At 39.5% G+C, this 18773-nt stretch carries 18 protein-coding genes; 1 reads left to right on the top strand and 17 read right to left on the bottom strand.

Annotated features, from left to right (window positions below; translation table 11 throughout):
• Positions 1-41 precede the first annotated feature (41 nt).
• The 16 genes from CR164_RS11715 to CR164_RS11800 form a co-directional block, all read right to left on the bottom strand.
• Positions 42-917 (bottom strand): glycosyltransferase family 2 protein, encoded by an 876-nt coding sequence (locus tag CR164_RS11715; RefSeq protein WP_110024181.1) that lies wholly within the window; start codon positions 915-917, stop codon positions 42-44.
• Positions 918-927: 10 nt separating this feature from the next.
• The gene (locus CR164_RS11720) at positions 928-2091 is read right to left on the bottom strand and encodes an O-antigen ligase family protein (RefSeq protein ID WP_110024182.1); all 1164 of its coding nucleotides are present in this window, start codon (positions 2089-2091) and stop codon (positions 928-930) included.
• A 17-nt stretch (positions 2092-2108) separates the two neighbouring features.
• Complete coding sequence (locus CR164_RS11725) at positions 2109-3029, bottom strand: sulfotransferase family protein (RefSeq protein ID WP_110024183.1); 921 nt, start codon at positions 3027-3029, stop codon at positions 2109-2111.
• Positions 3030-3100: 71 nt separating this feature from the next.
• The gene (locus CR164_RS11730; protein WP_110024184.1) at positions 3101-4042 is read right to left on the bottom strand and encodes a UDP-glucuronic acid decarboxylase family protein; all 942 of its coding nucleotides are present in this window, start codon (positions 4040-4042) and stop codon (positions 3101-3103) included.
• 1696 nt (positions 4043-5738) lie between these two features.
• Complete coding sequence (locus tag CR164_RS11745) at positions 5739-7073, bottom strand: flippase (RefSeq protein WP_110024187.1); 1335 nt, start codon at positions 7071-7073, stop codon at positions 5739-5741.
• A 151-nt stretch (positions 7074-7224) separates the two neighbouring features.
• Positions 7225-7335 (bottom strand): DUF2283 domain-containing protein, encoded by a 111-nt coding sequence (locus CR164_RS13375; RefSeq protein ID WP_239994547.1) that lies wholly within the window; start codon positions 7333-7335, stop codon positions 7225-7227.
• Positions 7336-7420: 85 nt separating this feature from the next.
• Positions 7421-7660: a DUF4258 domain-containing protein gene (locus CR164_RS11755; protein WP_275068361.1), complete on the bottom strand. Its 240-nt coding sequence runs from the start codon at positions 7658-7660 to the stop codon at positions 7421-7423.
• Between the two features lie 71 nt (positions 7661-7731).
• The gene (locus tag CR164_RS13265) at positions 7732-7938 is read right to left on the bottom strand and encodes a four helix bundle protein (protein WP_110024189.1); all 207 of its coding nucleotides are present in this window, start codon (positions 7936-7938) and stop codon (positions 7732-7734) included.
• A 353-nt stretch (positions 7939-8291) separates the two neighbouring features.
• Complete coding sequence (locus CR164_RS11765; protein ID WP_110024190.1) at positions 8292-9212, bottom strand: radical SAM/SPASM domain-containing protein; 921 nt, start codon at positions 9210-9212, stop codon at positions 8292-8294.
• 159 nt (positions 9213-9371) lie between these two features.
• The gene (locus CR164_RS11770; RefSeq protein WP_110024191.1) at positions 9372-9740 is read right to left on the bottom strand and encodes a four helix bundle protein; all 369 of its coding nucleotides are present in this window, start codon (positions 9738-9740) and stop codon (positions 9372-9374) included.
• A 187-nt stretch (positions 9741-9927) separates the two neighbouring features.
• On the bottom strand, positions 9928-11109 hold the full coding sequence (locus CR164_RS11775) for an MraY family glycosyltransferase (protein WP_110024192.1): 1182 nt from the start codon (positions 11107-11109) through the stop codon (positions 9928-9930).
• Between the two features lie 688 nt (positions 11110-11797).
• Entirely contained in the window at positions 11798-12172 is a 375-nt protein-coding gene (locus CR164_RS11780) for a hypothetical protein (RefSeq protein WP_146204171.1), read from the bottom strand.
• 68 nt (positions 12173-12240) lie between these two features.
• On the bottom strand, positions 12241-13014 hold the full coding sequence (locus CR164_RS11785) for a hypothetical protein (RefSeq protein ID WP_110024194.1): 774 nt from the start codon (positions 13012-13014) through the stop codon (positions 12241-12243).
• A 281-nt stretch (positions 13015-13295) separates the two neighbouring features.
• Complete coding sequence (locus tag CR164_RS11790) at positions 13296-13667, bottom strand: GxxExxY protein (RefSeq protein WP_110024195.1); 372 nt, start codon at positions 13665-13667, stop codon at positions 13296-13298.
• A 105-nt stretch (positions 13668-13772) separates the two neighbouring features.
• Positions 13773-16169 carry a GumC family protein gene (locus tag CR164_RS11795; RefSeq protein ID WP_110024196.1) on the bottom strand — a complete coding sequence of 799 codons (2397 nt, stop codon included), beginning with the start codon at positions 16167-16169 and terminating at the stop codon, positions 13773-13775.
• Between the two features lie 429 nt (positions 16170-16598).
• Positions 16599-17177, bottom strand: a complete 579-nt coding sequence (locus CR164_RS11800; protein WP_110024197.1) for a polysaccharide biosynthesis/export family protein — start codon at positions 17175-17177, stop codon at positions 16599-16601.
• 176 nt (positions 17178-17353) lie between these two features.
• Here CR164_RS11800 and CR164_RS11805 point away from each other — a divergent pair, with 176 nt between their 5' ends.
• Complete coding sequence (locus tag CR164_RS11805) at positions 17354-17590, top strand: hypothetical protein (protein WP_110024198.1); 237 nt, start codon at positions 17354-17356, stop codon at positions 17588-17590.
• Between the two features lie 61 nt (positions 17591-17651).
• Here CR164_RS11805 and CR164_RS11810 read toward each other — a convergent pair whose 3' ends face one another.
• Complete coding sequence (locus CR164_RS11810; protein WP_110024199.1) at positions 17652-18548, bottom strand: hypothetical protein; 897 nt, start codon at positions 18546-18548, stop codon at positions 17652-17654.
• Positions 18549-18773 lie beyond the last annotated feature (225 nt).

The following is an 18773-nucleotide window of genomic DNA, read 5'->3' on the forward strand; positions in this document are numbered from 1 at the left end:
AACGAACCTCGTTTTAATCTTTATAAACCATTACATGGTTTTTATAACCTTATGTTATCAAAAAGTGATTCCTTAATATTATTATATAAATAGTTTTTATAATATTTTAATGCAATTGGATCTGATATTTTTTCAACTTTTTTTTCCTTTGCATTTTTGTATCCCCTTAAGACTTTCGTGACTCTTTTTTTATTTCGGCTAAACAATAGTACTTTTATCATACTTAAGACAACGAAATAATACGGCACCCCCCTTGAGTAAAATGATCTTCCGTAGTACTCATAGCCATGTATTGCTCCCACCTCCCTCGATATAACAAAGGCACTATCAAATGATCTTACTTTCCACCCCATCATCCTTGCCCTAGCAGAACTCACAGCATCAGCTGAAATTTCTACTATATAAGATGATTGATCGAAACATTCTCTACGCCATATTCTGCAACTGCCCGAAGCCCAACGATCACTTTCTTGTGAGTCAATTATTTTACCGAAAGATTCAATTTTTGTTTTCCCACTAGCAATGCCCAACCTTTTATCGTTTTCAAATTCTGTACAAATTATATTGTAATATTTTGGCCCTATAAAATTATCTGCATCTAATATGCCAATATATTCATGCCTTACTCCTTTTTCTTTCTCAAACTCTATAATTTTATCGAATCCTTTTTTCACTACTGTACTATACTTTTTCCCTAATCCATAAAAATCCTGTAATCCTGACTCAATCAGAAATAAATTTTTAACTTTTTTCTTTATTTCTTCAACTCTATTTTTTATTAACTTAACCGACTGATCATTAGAATTATCATCGACAATAACCCATGTATCTACGCAATCTTGACTTAGAACACCATCAACAAGTTTTTTTATGTTTGCCTCTTCATTTTTACATGGAGTAACTATTGCAATATTCATTTTAATATATTTACATATTATTTTTGTATTCTCTGTACTTGCATGAAAACCAACATATAACCATATAAATCATATTAGCTTGAACCAAAACATTTCCAAAAATCGCAGAAATAAGTATAGCAACAATAATCAACCCAATAGTATAACGTAGTTTATCTTCTTCTATTTTTTGTATTCCTTTTTTAAAATATTTTATAAGCAAAATAAAATATAAAAAACCTAAAACTCCATGTTCAATTAAAAATCTAACATATTCATTGTGTGGATCATTATGTATTACAGATGTTGAATAAGGAGACATAGCAGACGTAAAATCTATGCCTAAACCGAACAAAACCCCATTGGTTTGAAAAAAGTGCTGTAAGCTTATTTTCCATACGATCAATCTCCATGTTAAAGAATCTGATCCACCATATTGATCACCATAATACCTATCATAAAGTTCATAATATGTTGGCCATTGATTTAGTCTTTCGCCCAAAACATATAACCCAACCATCATAAGCGCCAGGTATATAATAATAGCAACTATTCTTTTATTCCCTTTATTAATCATCAAAACATAATATCCAAAAACCATAGCCAATGTTATATTCGAACCTATACCTTTCAAAAACAACAACAACAGCACAAACAAAGCTGTATTAAAATAATTCTTATAATAAACCAATGAAATAATACAATAAACAACAATTAAATAGCTAAGGTGATTACCATTACCCAGTAACCCATGCGGCCTACTTTCACCGATAACATACGCCTCATACAAAACGAATGGTATCTGTATATACAAAAGAATAGTAAACAACCTATAAAACAGATCGCCTCTTATATTTGCATTATAACATGCAATAAACAACACAAAGTAAGCTAAATATCTAAACGATGCCTTTATTGCATGTATTGGGTATGAATAATTTAAAGTTACATTTATAACATTTATTAAAAGCAATATCACCAACAATGCGAGATAAAAAGCAAACTCTTTTGTTATTTTAATCTTATTTTTAAAAAGCAGTCCGATTGACAGGAAAATCAAAAAGGAAGAAACATACGTACCAACTTCAAACCTTGCCAATAACCATCTACCAGTTATAACAACAAAAATAATAGTTATAATTATTACATCTATAATATTATCATCATTATTATTATTTTTTACCATTAAATTCATATCGTAAAAACAAAATATCACTTATATTTCTTATTGATACGCAAAGAATATTTTAAACGCCTAACAGGTCTATTCATTATAATCTTTAAACATGACAAAACTATTTCACAATTATTGTATTTTTTACATTTTCCATCATAGATCAGTTCATAATCATAATTTCTCATAAAATTACCGGCTATTGCCTCTATTACTTGCACTTCTCTATTTTTCAATTTTTTCTTCCAGTAATCTATCCTTGCCTTATCAAGGGACTCTCCAACAAGCTTATGCTGACCAACCGTATATAAAGGTAACACAAATTTACTTTTGGGTGATAGACCATTCACACTTACTCCAATGTAGTCATATACTTTTTGAATCTCACCCTTTTTTTCTATCAAATCTTCATATTTCACAATTAAAATATTATCATCATATTTTTTTGCATACATTTCTGTTAAAGCAACACAACGAACCCAATCATAAGCAAATTTTTCAGGGTCAATTTCGCCCCAATCTGTTTTTTTTAAAGAGTTAAATACTGCCCTTGGATCTCTAATTAAATTAATAATTTTAGACTCTGGAAAGAATTCAAACAAATCATCGATATTTTCTATATTATTTGGCGTATGATCGATACTGATATATATATCTTCAATATTATTTTCAAAAAAGTATTTATTTATCAAATAAAAATAACCATCTTTTAAATCAAGTTCTTTATTCTCATCCATCAATACGTTCCAACTATTTTTAAATCTTTTATGTTTTTTTACATACTTCAAAAAACTTGAATGTAAATCATGTACCCTTTTTTGGCTTATGTAATCCACAAGAAATTGCGCTTCAGGTATTGCACATAAATTTTTATGCTTCGATAACTCAGAAGCTAACATTGTCGTACCACTTCTCCCCATCCCAACCACAAACAGTATGTTTTTACTATTTTTAATCATTATATCAAAAAAAATGATATATTAATCTATTATTATACTTTTTAAATAAGAACTTTTAATACATCAAATCATTACGAACTCATCAAATCATTAAAATATTTTACAGTTTTTTTCAAACCGTCATCTAGCTTTACTTTTGGACTCCAATCAATTTTTTTAATCGCCTCAGATATATCAGGTTGACGTTGTTGTGGATCATCTTGTGGCAATGGAAAAAATTTTATTCTTGATTTGCCTCCAACTATATTTATTATCTTTTCTGCCAATTCAAGTATAGAATATTCATCAGGATTGCCAACATTAATAGGACCGGTGTAACCTCTTTCTGTATTCATCATCAATACAAATGCATCAATCATATCATCCACGTAACAAAAACTTCTTGTTTGAGTTCCATCTCCATATATAGTAATATCTTCACCTTTAAGAGCCTGAACTATAAAATTGCTAACAACACGACCATCATCTGGATGCATTTTAGGGCCATACGTATTGAATATTCGAATCACTTTTATATCTAAATTCTGTTGCCTATAATAATCAAAAAAAAGTGTTTCTGCACAACGCTTGCCTTCATCATAACAGCTTCGAATACCAATTGGATTGACTTTTCCCCAATAACTTTCTTTTTGTGGATGAACTTCTGGATCTCCATATACTTCACTCGTAGACGCTTGAAGAATTCTTGCTTTTACACGTTTTGCTAAACCTAACATATTTATTGCACCATGAACACTTGTTTTTGTGGTTTGCACTGGATCAAACTGATAGTGTACTGGACTTGCAGGGCAAGCAAGATTATATATCTGATCAACCTCAACATACAAAGGAAATGTAATATCATGTCTCAATAGCTCAAAATTAGCATTTTTCATCAATGAAATTATATTCAATTTTCTACCAGTAAAAAAGTTATCAACACAAATAACTTCATTACCTAATGAAAGTAATTCATCACATAAATGTGATCCAAGAAATCCAGCGCCTCCTGTCACAAGAATTCTTTTATTCATACAGCAAATCCTTATTTATTTATTTATTTATTTATTTATTTATTTATTTATTTATTTATTTATTTATTTATTTATTTATTTATTTATTTATTTATTTATTTATTTATTTATTTATTTATTTACCCCAAATTATAAAACTCAAAATTTAGTATACAAATTCCACATTTTTTCACTCTTTTATTTAATATATCACTAAAAACAAGCAGGCTTGAAAAAGCAGCATCAATAGAATAACACATAGAAACACAAATATATGTCACACAAATAATACCACTAATCATCATCACAGAAATAATATATCACAAAACATCAAACAACATCCAATATCATCACATATACCAGTAAACAAAGAAATAGCATTTACATTGCTCAATCATAAAAACCATCAATAAAAACATGCAACATAAATCACTAAAATATAACATTATCAATACAAATATTAAATACAGTAATCCAAACCAAAAGCATATAAGCAAAAATTCATAATATGAATTAAGCGATTTTTTACAAATTTATAATTCTCACGGAATACACAGTACGTATTAATAATATTGAGTAACACCCCTCGTCAGGGCAGTATTTTCCATAAACCAAGTATGTTTAATCGGCCGCCAAAGTCTGTTGTTTTTCTACCATTGATAATTCTTTGAGGTACTTTTCCATTTATTAGACCAGTATTGAGTATTTTTGGTCTTCCGTACATTCGATCTCAGTTTCACGGAAAACATCGGTATACTAGACCATCTCCATCGTATTCGAGACCGACCAGTTATGCACATACCAACTTTTCCGATCAATGATGACCATCAGTACATGAAGCCATTTTGCATCGGCACTTAGGCCAAATCGGTACTACCCATACCTGTTTCTGTTTATGGTCGGCATGCTCTTGAGTAAATACCGATACACTATATGCTCCAACGTTGGCTTTGAGGTATTCGGCTTTGACCCGATTGCTTCTGGTCTCATCAGCCGAGGCAGAGGCGTCTGATACACTTGACGATATTGACTTTGTAGCCTTTAGCCACTCCCAGATACGTTAAATAACGTAGTAGGGTAGTTTGTTCATGTACTGTTCATCAATAAGGCATATCAATACCCTGTTCAGCTTTGCTCTAATTTAGGCTGATAATACAACCAAGAACTATGAATTGACAGCAAATGACACTGGGCAGACAATGCTGAATATCTGATGTTCTTTCTCAACCATATTGCGTCGCTCTTGTAAGGCTTTCAACTCAGCAACTATTTTTTGAGAAAATCGTTTTTGATCTGTAACTGACAGTTTTTTTGATATAGAGCTGTGCCGCGTCCTCTTTGCTTCGCCACTACGTGGTTTAACAAAACGCTCAAACACTGACAGCATGGTCAAGAAACTCACGTTTTCACTGCGCAATCAGATTGCGGTGTATTTAGTATTTTTAGGCAAATTCACCCAAAGCTTCAAGCACCACTTTGGTCTTGAACTCCGCACAAAATTTTCACCTGCTTCGCTTCATATTAATAGTAGTTTACGTTTTTTCTACTATACTTACGATCCTATTTTTGGGGACTATTTCAAATATCCTTTCTAAAGTAACAGTTCGGCAAAATATGATCCCTCATGTCCAGCAATACTAACCTTCAGCATTTTTTCATAGATATACGTATATTGTTAGTTATTTAGTTTTTTTTAATCTTTAAACACAGAAAAAATTTAACGCCATGACAAAGTGTTTATTCCAAGACTAGATTTAACCATATAAGCTGCGATCAAATTTTGCAAAGATAAACATACCGCAGTTGCAATAACAGCTCCGAGAGATCCATAGATTGGCACCAAAACCACACTCAATAGAATACTCATGACCGCCACCAAAGCCACGTTATTCCGCATCAGTTTTTCATTCCCACTCATCATTAGAAGGTTGCCTACCGACCCCGTTGCAACATTGACAAACTGTCCTATCGCAAGAATAGAAAGAAGAATACCTCCTTTCCGAAATTCGCCACCAAACAATCCCATCACCCACTGTGGAGCAATGAGAAATAGGAAAAGCAAAGGACTTGAAATAAGTGTCATCAATTTCGCTGTATTCCTTGCTGTTGCACCCAACGCCGTCATATCTTTTTTCTTGTACAATTCAGCGAATTTTGGTGCTGATATGCTGTTGACAGAGGTCAGAATAAGGCTCGTCAGCATTGCTGTTCGTGATGCCATGCTGAACAAACCGACTTCTTCTTTCGTGCCCCAGACACCAAGTGCAAACGTTGCCATCCAGTTTATCATCGTGTTCAATGAAGCTACCCAGAAAAGCGGCATGCTGCTCTTCAGCAAATCATTTGTTCGAAGAGAAGTAGAAACTTTTCTCAACTGAGGCGTTGCAACATACCAGAGAATAACACCTGAGAGCCCGGCAATTATCGCACCAGACGCATATGCCCAAACCGCCCCTTTAACGCCATAGCGTCCGCCAAGCAATAAAAGTGCAGTCAGGGATATTGCTGGAACACCAACACCAAAAACAATAAATGAGTCCCTTATCCGCTTCAAGCCTTTGAGAACTTGCGCGTGTAGGATAACAAATGTCATGGGCACTACAGCCAGCGACATCCAGCGCATCGGAACAATAAGCTCAGGCTTTTGAAAAACTTTGTCCGTCAGAACCGGCGCAAAAACAAACACCATAACGGCAGAAAGGAATGAGGCAATGAGTGCCAGCTTCATACCTTTCATATAAACACTTTTGACTGCGCTCCAGTCATTGACCGAAGCGCTTGCAGCCGTAAAACGCAGTAGCGTATTGTCGAGCCCCATACGACCGAATACCGTAGCAATAGTAGTGACAGTAAGCGCCAGGAAATAAAGACCTGCCCCCTCAGCCCCAAGGGCCCTTGCAAGCACCAAGTTGAATAAAAAGGTTAACCCTGCCCCAAGAACTTTCAACACAAGTGCAACAGCCGCCCCATTGATCACTTCCAACATATGCTCATCGAGCCTGTTCCTCAAAGCAGGAAACCTGTTTAAAAGGAACTCAATCGCTTTTTCCATACTTATAACTCAGGGGAATGGGGGATAACAAGATTGTGTTATATAAAAAACTCAATTCTGAATAGCAAGCAATGAACAACGACTGCTGAGCAGTAAGATTCAAACTTCAAGTTCTTTGCTTTGCTACAGATGCTCGCAATCCACCGTTTACTCATTTGGTTCGAAATTGCAGGGTAGATAACTCTTCCTTTGTCGCTCTTTTTGAAGCATTAAGAAATTCTACACCTATGACATTCTCATTTTCATCATAATCGAGAATCACACCAGCTTTAACCTCCTCGGATTCAACTATCGTGGCTTATCGAGCCTGAAATAAAGTATATCTGTCTCTTTGTCAAAGACTACCTTCATTCTTTCCCCCTTAATCTCCGATCAAAAAACGCCGTAACGCACTTATTTGATTCTTCTTTTACATTAACAATAATTCGCAACCATTTGTTATTATTCTCATCAATTTTTTTCAAATAGTGACGTGTATTATCGTCATGATCTTCAACCCTGCCAGGGTTTACTACAGCACTGAATACCAGAGCCTCCTGGATATCCTTTTGCTCAAGCATTTCCTTGCAGTGTCTGGCAAGTAACATTATTGGACCAAATAGAGGCTCCCTATTGTGTTAAAATCAGCAACGAGTTCTGAGCAATGAGGTTTTAAACTTCAGCTTCTTTGCTTTGCAACAGATGTTCGTAATCCACTTATTATTCTAGACACTTCGAAAACTTTTCTCTTTAAAACAGAGAAATCTGCTTCACTAACATACCCAACACCGAAAGCCACATATAGTTGCGACCTCACCTCTGCACATGATGCTTTTGCTATAACGTTCTCGATACTGGGTACTCGAGAATAGGTAATGCGCTTTATCTACTCCATTTTTTGTATAAGCCTGTCAACATGCTTCCAACCCGAATAATCAATTCAGACAATTCAGCAATGTCTTTTCGCATAACCGATCATCTTACCTACTTTTAACCGAGTATCCAGTTCAGCTAAAGAGCCCTTAGCTATATTTATTAAAATATGAATATTCTTTTTTTCAGCTACTCCACATTTATAGGACAGTTTTTTTGATCAACAGATATTGATAATCTCTAAAAATATAATTCACAAAACTTCATTATCAACCTTTTCAAACATCATCTTTCAATATTTGACATAATGCAAATTATGATGATTTTTCACATTTTCTCTCAAAATGAAATTAACAAGATTTATCTCTACAAATTAAACCCCTCCATCTCAACATAACATTCTCTACATCTCTTATATTTCATTTTTCCACCTTTCTTTCTTATATCATGTATAATCTTACGATGCCTATTAGACCACCAAATCTCAGCAATAGATTGCAAAAAAACATTTCCAACTTTAAATGAACAAGAATCATCCTCACAACATAAACTAATCTCACCATCATATCGAATCAATAAATACCTTTTTTCATAACTCAAACACGGATTTAACAAAGCAACATCTTTCTTTTTATCCGCATAATCTACATATACCTTTGAGCCTTGACGAAAAAGGCAGTTTTTTTGAGGAATACTAAAAGATACTTTTGTTTTTTTAAATTTCTGAATAAACCATTTTTTTTGTTCACATATCTCATTTTCATCCTTACAGTCATATAGACCAATGACAATCTCTTGAAGAACCCCATCCAATTCTGCACACAATTTTAAATTTTTCTTTAGTGGATCCCCATTTGAAAACTCTTTCAAATAAAGATCTTTTGACCTTGCATAATTAGCAAATTCAACATAGCGATCATCATATAATGCCTCGGAAAGCCTTCCAAAGCGCAATTTACCTCTATATCCAATTTTTTCCAATTCATTAATAATATCATAAACCTTTTCAGAGGGCATCTGTTTTTTAACCTTATGCCCATTTTCATTTTTCCTAACACCAGATCTATCAGAATATCTCGGACAAAAATCGCAATCTCTGTTACAAAAAGAAGTTATTTCAATTTGACAAGCATCCCAAATCGGGAAAAATGTCTTATATTTTATAATGTTATTTATATTTATTCTTTTTGGATTAAAATCACCTAAATAGTTATCAACATAGCCCTTTATTCTCTTAGGATTTTTAATCACTTTCTTAGCCATTTTTTTTAGTATAGTCGCTTTCATATCACATTCCCCTATAGGGTATAGTTAAAATAGCAACTAATTTCTTCAACAAAATCTTTTGTTTTTGAAAAACTTTGTCCGCCAGAACCGGCGCAAAAACAAACGCCATAACGGCAGAAAGGAATGAGGCAATGAGTGCTGAGCAATGAGTTTTAAACTTCAGCTTCTTTGCTTTGCAACAGATGTTTGTAATCCACCTATTATTCTGGAAACTTCGGCAGCCTTTTTTTCTAAAACAGAAAAATTTGCTTCACTAACATACCCTGCATCGAAAGCCACATATAGTTGTGACCTAACCTCTGCACATGATGCTTTAGCAATTACCAAAAACTGGTGAAACTCTTTCGCCGATCCTCTTTCAAATCCTTCAACCAAGTTTGACATGATAGAGACTGAAGCCCTACGAATTTGATCTCTCATGCCAAAATCTTTCGAAAACAAACCTTGTCCTGTAACCTCATATATTTCCTTCGTCAGCTCTCTTGCTTTCTTCCAAGCAATTAAATCCTCAAACCTTTCAATCTTCATTTATAAACTGAGCAATGAGCAACGGAGTATAAACCAAAGCACCCTCACTCATCACACTAATTAAAGCTGTTAACACATATTCATGTTTGTAAGATAGCGCATGAGTATGAATAAACTTTCATCCGTTTACGCCCAAAACACTTAACTCAGTACTCATTGCCCGTTGCTCAGTACTGGAGAATGCTTCTTAACGAAGCACCTCTCCAAGCTCTATATTAAACACTTTCTGTTGGCGGAGGCGGATGAGGAGCCTGTAGATTGCTCTGAGTTTGTAGGATGCGACAAAGTACAGGGTGAAACAGAAAAGGTAGATCGTGAAGAAGAGATAATCGGGAAAGTGCATGAGGGTACCGAAAACGGCAACACTCGATGAGATGGTCGTTGCAGCTATGATGACCACAACCACCTTGCGATGATTGAAACCCATTGCCTTGATAATGTGGTGCAGATGTGTCTTGTCCGGGTGAAAAGGGCTCTGCCCTTTCAGTACTCGCTTAACCATAACGGTGATGGTATCGGTAACCGGCAACGCCAATACTAAAAGCGCTGCAGCCGGAGAAACAGCGCCTCCTGCTTTTTGGGTCACTTCTATGGCAAAAAACGCGAGTACAAACCCCAGGCTCATGCTCCCGGCGTCACCCATGAAAAGCTTGGACGGGTACCAGTTGAAACGCAGAAACGCTGCAAGTCCACCGACAAAAGCAACACTGATAAAGGTAAGCTCTGGCTGATTGTTCAGCCAGGCAAGCATTCCAAAAGCGATGAAAGCCACCAGTGAGGATCCACCTGCCAATCCATCGAGACCATCGGTCATGTTGACGGCATTGATTACTCCTATAATGCAAAATATGGTTACAGGAACAGCGAGAAAACCTGTCTGAATTACCCCCCAACCCATGAGATCTCCGAATGAGTCAAGAACAGTGCCGCCAAAATACATGATAGAAACCGTCGCCCCGGTTTGTACCAAAAAACGAATTTTGAAACTGACATCATGCCTGTCGTCAATTGCCCCCATGACAACTATCATGAGCACTGCAATGATCAGTCCTACATTCTGCCAGAAAGGCACGAACAGCAGCATAGCCATAAGTGCTCCTGTTATAATACCGATACCGCCTATAAGAGGCTTGGCAACGGTATGAATTTTACGCTTGCCGTCGGGGTGATCGATAAACCCGAGCTTTTCGGCATGTGATGAAAGAAACATGATCATCACGTAGGAAACTGCCAGAGCGACAAGATAAATCCCTGTATATTGTGTGAATGGAATCGTGAGGGCAGCCTCTTCAGCTGTTGTTTTTGCAGACAAAGCTTCAAAGGAAAGAAGAGCAAACAGCGGGACCGGTATCAGATAAAAAGGAGACATGATTTTCTCTGATTATTGTGGGTTAGTGGGGGAAGAGAAGCAATCAAAAGCTACGCCACCTTCAGTTACACTCCATGATTACATATTTAGAGTTAAATAACATCTTTATCATGCGTACATTATAAGAAAATAAGTGATGAAACCTAAGAACTTTACGTATAATTTTTGTAAAAAATGCACCGGTATTTTGAGTGGAAAGGGGATTACCCGGCACTTTGAACAACACCACCGCATCCTTCAGTCACAATGCTTTATGTGTATTTTCTGAAGTGGGGAATGGAGTATGTTCATACATTGCAATGTACCATTTCTTATGGAATTAATGACAGGGAGCTCTGTTACGAAATAGTGAAATAATGAACAGGAGAAAGATAGCATCCTATGCCCGTAACATCATACCAGCATCTCTCCCCCAACTCATGCCAATCTGTGTAATAAACAAAGAATATTAAACAGGACCGACATTCATAGATACTCTCAACACAAGAGGACCCCCGGGCCGAGCCCGAGGATGACAAGTAGAGAGGAAGTCATGCCGCACTTGATGCGGCATCTATAGGTAGTCTCGACATAAGAATGGACCCCGTATCGCGTTTCTCTTGCCCGGGAATGACAGGAAGAAAGGAGTCATGTTTGTCATACCTCTTTCCCCAATCCAAAAAATAAACTCAAACGTAGATCGCTGAACTTATCCTCTGGGCTTTGCACCTTCCCCAGATTCACCCTCTTCCAAGGGCCCGAATGCACCCTCTTCAGATTGGTCTGGCGCACTTTGTATAACGTCTTCCCTATCCTTATCTTTATTTTCTCCCTCACCCTCCTCTTCATCGTCCTCAGGTCCGGGAGCACCGGCAGCAGACTGCCCTGCTGTAGAACCTGTTTCAAGGGCGTTTGCAGCAGCATTATCAGAAAAGTTCCCAATGACTGCTCCATCTGAATTGTTGCTTTGCGCTTTCATTGTTGATACAGCAAAGCTCATAGCAGCAAAATGCAACGCAAAACAAAACAGGAATATCTTTTTCATGATATTTGAATTTAGGGTTATACGTCCACGAATTAACACTAATTTTCACGAATTATGAGTACCAACCCAAAAAGCAATCAGGATGGACAAAAATGTTGATACGGGGGTCAGATTTTGAAACCTGTTCCTACAGAAAAAATAAACCGCACGTCATCACCGGAATTATCTGTAAGGTCGGCTGCGCCCAATGTTATGGCAACAGGGAAACGATCGACCCAGAAGGTCTTTGAAAGACCGGCGTTGAGGTTGATACCGTTCCAGTCAACGATGGCATTGAACTCGTTGAACAGCTCATACGCTACATTGCCGAAAACATAGGTACCATCATCGCCTTTCCCGTCTGCGATATCTTCATCGCTCTTTTCGGCAAAACGACCCGATCCAACACCGATGCTGAAATGAAGTTTTGATGCTCCTGTTTCGGTTGCGAACATGTCACCCTGGAGACCATGACTGAAAACAGCATAATAGCTCTCTCCAGTGTCCCCACCGTCGGTAAGCATGACGTTTTCAATACCTGCACCAACAGCCATACCACCGCCGAAATCATGATGGAGGTGAAGACTCATGGAATATTCCTCCCATTCGTCGAGGTCAAGGGAAATAAAGGATATCTGTGCCCCAAGATTCTTTATAGGATCACCGACACCGATACCAAGCACAGCAGCCCCATCAGCTTCATCTCTGTACGGTGCGTTCACCGTGCCACCGACACCAGCGAAAACAACGCCATTAGCAGCACCCCAAGCTACCGGAGTAGTGAGAGATTTACCGTGAATGTTCGGCAAAATGGTTGGAGGAATACCGCTCGGCTCATCGGCATGAGACACCACCGGCATGCAGACAAGCGCTGCAAAAATGAGAGTCAGGATTCGTTTCATGGTCCTTGGGGTTAAAAAGATTAAAGATAAATAGCGATTAATAAAGAAACGGTAATGGAATAATGGGTAATAGGCAATAGGAAATGGACATCAATAGCTATTCCATTTCTTGTAAATACCTGTCAGTAACCGTCCTACTCGACCAATTTCGCGCATTTGGAATATGAACTGTCCACTAATTAACACGAATTATCACAAACTGGATTAGCTGCAAAACGGAAAAAATAACCCGCTTTGCAGCTAATCATATCTATAATAATACTTTAACACTATGCCACGATTTACCATAACAATCTTCTGAAAACCAACGATTTCTGGCCGAAATTTATAAGAATCCCAAGCTTTGACTTCGTGATTTTCAAGTAATTGAGGACTTGCGCTTCATGATCACTGGTAATCTGAACGAGAGCTTTAAGCTCAACGATGATTTTTCCATAACAATAAAAATCAGCCTGATAATACTTATCGAGAGTCTGATTTTTGTAAAAAACCGGAAACGACTTTTCCTTTTCGAAAGGAATTGTTCTCAAAGTAAATTCAACAGCTAATGCTTCTTGATAAACTGCTTCCAGAAAACCATGACCGAGCTGCCTATGAACTTCCTGAGCCGCACCGATTATCTGAAAAGCTTCATCTTTATATAATAGCTCCATATCATATACGGAAGCTTTTTTTCTCCAGTAAATTCCGGCCGATCAAAAACACCTGTTCTTCATCTTTTCAATTCGTGATAATTAGTGGCAATTAGTGGACCAAATTTAATTCCTCTGTTCATCGAGGTAGGAGCTGTAGGATTTGTAGCTGTAGTATCCCTTGTAACCGTACCGGCCGTAATACCGGCCGTAGCTGCCGTAGCCTATTTTTTCCGAAGGACCGACAATTGCAACTCCAAGCAACCGATGCTTGAGGTAATCGAGCTTCTGCACCTCTTTGAGCAGGTTTCTGTTGGTATACCCCATTCGTACCACCATGAGTATTCCATCAGCTGCCCGTGAAATCAGTGTTGTATCACTGAGCAATAACAGCGGCGGTGTATCGAGGATCACATAATCCCACTCGTCTTCGAAGCGCTTGATCAATTCGTTCATTTTATTGGAACCCAGCAACTCATTGGGGCTCGGCGTTTTGTTACCCGCCGGCAGGATGTACAGGTTCTCATGCATGGTAGGCTGAATCAATGCTTCAGCATCGACTTCCAGACCAGCCAGATAATCCGACAGACCAGGGACTTTTTTGCAGCTGTACAGCCGGTGCTGACTCGGACGGCGCAGATCACAATCGATGAGCAGCACCCTGCTGCCGTTGAGAGCAAAAGCATAGGCCAAATTTCCACACACCGTGGATTTGCCCTCACTGATCTCTGTCCCGGTCACGAGGATCGACTTGAGTGGCCGGTCGGCCTGGGAAAAAACAATATTGGTACGTAGGTCCCGAAACGACTCGGCAAAGGGAGACGACAAACTATCGGCCATCAACAATGGCTTTCGATCATGAGTCGACGGCACGATCTTGCCTTGACTGTTGGTTTTGATATACTTTGAAGATTTACCATTGTCACCATATTTCGGTAGATAGCCAGTGAGCTGTTCTAATGATCCTTTCAGGGTTTTCGGCAGATCTTTACCGTTTCCATCTTCCACATACGGTATGGCTGCCAACGGGGTGTAACCGTGATCTTCGAGAAAAGTATCATCCTTGAGGGAATGATCGAGCATTTCCCGTACAAAAACCATAGCCCCGCCAAGCCCGAGCCCAAGTATGAGACCGATCAGCAGGTTTTTCTTCAAATCCGGTGCCACGGGATCAATGGGAGGGAACGCTGCGCCGACGATCACCACCTTGCCGACTTCCGAGGCGATCTTGATGCGCGACTCTTCCAGCTTTTCTTTGAGGAAGGTATAGGTGTTGTTGAGTACTTCACGATCCCGCTGCAACCGGGCGTAGTTGAGCTGTTTTTGCGGCAGCCGGTTCAGCTGGCTTTCATAATAATTTTTGGATCGCTGATACTCTTGAGCGATATAGCTGAGTTCCGCAAGGCGAACATCGGTCTGCAACTGCTCAGAGATAAGATCGAACTGGTACTGACGGGCTTTGCTGGTGAACGCCAGCTCTCCGGCAATCATGTTTCGGGTCAGCTCCTGCAACCGCTGTTTGAGCACATCGAGCTGCTGTTTTTTGGCGATATAGGAACTGCTTTCAGCACCTGATTCTCCCGCCAGTGTGATCAGTGTTTTTTCTTCCTGCTTGATACGGCTCTTAAGCTCTTTTGACTGCTGATCGACATTTTTGGCTATTTTAGCGCTCAGCGCTTTTTCTTCTTCGGAGAGTTTTTGTACCAGGAAGTCCTGACGGTTTTTCAAAATATTGTATTCAGCCTGAGCATCGTTGTAACGGGACTCGGCCTCGACCAGCTTTTCCAACAGCTTTTCGGCGTTGCCGGTCAGCTCATAGATGTTTTGCTGTTTCATATAGGACGACAGCTGGTCCTCAACTGCGGCGATCTCCCGCTGCTGACTTGCCAGCTGTTCACTGACAAACTCTTTGACCGACATCGCCTGATCGGCGTTCCACTCTATGTCTTTACGCATGTAGGACTGACAGATCGCATTGGTCAACAAGGCAGCTTCATCGGGAAAAGGACTCGATACCGATACTTTCAGGATATCGGTATCCCGGGCATTACCCACCGATATCCGTTTTTGCAACGTTTTTGCGTATTCGCGCATCAACAGATCATAATCTGCTGCCTCTTCTTTTCCCATCCCGAATTGCAGGCCACTGAACAGAGCACCGATAGGGGAAACATAGCGCCGTTCTCCAAACAGCTGCAACGAATCACGATCTTTCCGGGCAGCCAAGTCCCTAACCACTTCTTCTGCAAGCGGAAACGACTTGATCAGTTCGATATCGTTCTGGAGCTCGAAACCGGTCATCGACTCGAACGGGTTTATCATCTCACCCACACCGCCCTTGTCGGTCTTGATAAGCACAACGGAAGTCGAGCGATACTCGGGAGTTGCCGAGAAATGGTACAGGAGCACCAGCACCAGAGCCAAACCGGTCACCACTCCGATCAGGACTCTATTCTTCCACAGGATCTGCAGTAGCTCCTGAATGTTTATCTCTTGCTCTATCTGATTTTCATTATCCGCCATCAAATAATATTTAGTTCTGTGAGTGCTAAGTGCTAAGTGCTAAGTGCTAAGTGCTAAGTGCTAAGTGCTAAGTGCTAAGTGCTAAGTGCTAAGTGCTAAGTGCTAAGTGCTAAGTGCTAAGTGCTAAGTGCTAAGTGCTAAGTGCTAAGTGCTAAGGTGAAGATAGAAAATGTCATCCTCGGGCAAGCGAAGCGCGACCCGGGGATCCATCTTTCAATGAACGTCACTATGGATGCCGCATCATGTGCGGCATGACTTTCTTGGGGGTTGTACACCGCATCTATGTGAAATCCGAACATCTTTTTCATAAGGTTGCATGATCCTCTTTTCAACCATCTTCGGACCAAGCCCGAAAACCCACCTTACCTATTACCAAATCCCTATTACCAATCTCCTAATCCCCATTAACCATTACCTATACGTCCCACTCTACCTTGTTGCTATGGCATAAACACTTGCCGCTGAAACGATAAGTGCCGCAATACGAAGCGCCATGTTGGTATCGAGCCCTTTGTCTTCAGGAATCACAAGGGTATCGTTTGGTTTGAGTTCGACAAATTCGGAACGGTCTCCCTCTTCAAAATATGATTCGAGGTTGATCGGGTACGTTTGGGTACCATCTTCATCGGGCTTGTGGCGGAGCAGCTTAGCCTTTTCAAGGTTCGCATCTTCTTTCGGCCCTCCTACGAGCGAGAGTACAGAAGAGATATCGGAATCCTGACGAACGATATGCTGACCGGGTTTATATACCTCGCCAAGGACATTGACATACATGAGAATATTACCCATGCTGTCGGTAAAATAGGTATCCTGCGGCATACCATAACCAGGCATAATCTGCTGTTGCTGACTGTAACCGTTTTGCTGGTATCCTCTTGAAGGCGACGAGTATAACAGGCCGGATGAACCGTAAGGCTGTTGCGCAAAAGCACTCACCGTGAAAAGCGGTGAAACAAAAACCTGCACGGCAAGAACAAAGGCGATAAAACGTTTCAATGTTGTGTTCATGACTGTTTACCCCGGTTACTGTAAAAATTGACGTTCGAGGGAAGAAAGACTTTTCAGCAAAGAAGTTATACTTTTTCCACATAAAAAATACAGCCTTTTGACAAAAAAGTAACTTTTTACACAGCTCCGCCACGTCAGCCCCATAGCGGTACTGCAACAAAAAAAATGCTTGGCTGATGAAAGGGGACGATGCTCAACGCTCCGTTGGAAGGGGGGGGAACGGCAAACATCTTATTGCTAAAAATAAGAAATACAAATCAAATACAAAGGGGAAAAATAGTGATGGGCGATTCAGGGAAAAGAAAGCGAAGGTTACAGATAGCGCTTCTGCCGCAAAATGGAGGAAGAAAAGAAGGAAAAAAGATGCGCCGAAGAACCCCGGCGCAACTCTTATTATCATGTCATCAAGCTAATACCAACTCACAAAAAAAGAATAAAATCATCGGGATGTCGATATTAAGCTTTATATAGTCTTTATTTTGTTTCCTGCGCTTCAATGGCTTCAAGCTTTTTGCCATTTCCACTACCATTTTCCTTACCATTGCCATTGGTATTATTCACATATGCTTGCCGAATATCGATAGTTTGCGATCTCTCATTTTCAATCAGAACAAGAAACGTACAACCCACAATACCTGTTGGCACTGTAACACCACCTGTTTGTGAAAAACCTGAAGCAAGACCTGTCAACACTCCTGTAGGACCGTTGAGGAGGCTTGACAACACTGGAGAAACGGAAAGACCATCGCTTTTGGCATCGATTCCAATACCCCATGAAATTGCCTGAGGGATGGATAGAAGTGTAATGTCATACCCTCTCAACTCTTTGATCCCTGCAGCAAACTGAGTCGCGTCAAAGATCAATGTGTGTAAATCAACCTCGTCAGCCTTTGTCTTTTTACTCTGGATCGTAATCGAACCGATAAGTTCTCCCTGTCCCACACCGGAAAAGTCAAAGTAAACATCACGCTCTTTCACGTCTTCTCTCGAAGCAGGTTTTGCACCGGTATACACAATTTTGGTACCGCCGCTTTCCCCTGTTTCAACACGATGACATGTTGGAGAGAAGAAATGTTTTGATTGCAGCGCAAGTCCAGTTAACTGAGCAGGCCTACCGATTATATTGAAGAGGCTGGGAAGTCCTGTAGGTCCAGTTACAGTCCCTGGAATATAGGGAGCAGGAGATGACGACGATCCTTTAAAGCTAATAGACGCCGCCGCACTTCCGCCATCTCCACCATTGTTGTTTTCAGCAACACTAGTAGCCTGAGACTGAGCAGTAGCAGAGTTATCGATGTCTGTATCTGCCCGGCCGGTAGTTGTCACAAAAAACAAAACGATTACAAAGGTTATCTGTAGTCCTTTTTTCATCGTGCATGCATGTCTAATGTTGTTATTCTAATCAAAGCATATGCAAGACCGAAAAAATGTTTCGGTCTTGCATTTCTTTCTCTTTTAACAGCGCTATTGTCAATCCCAGCCGCCGGACCATGCCCCAACAAAACCATTGGAAGCACTTGAGTAACCACCAATACCAGCTTGTCCGTAAGTATTGCCGCTTCCGGTTACAATAGACAACGTGTTGGTGCTTGCCCA

Source organism: Prosthecochloris marina (genome assembly GCF_003182595.1).
In the GTDB taxonomy this organism is placed as follows: Bacteria; Bacteroidota; Chlorobiia; order Chlorobiales; family Chlorobiaceae; genus Prosthecochloris; species Prosthecochloris marina.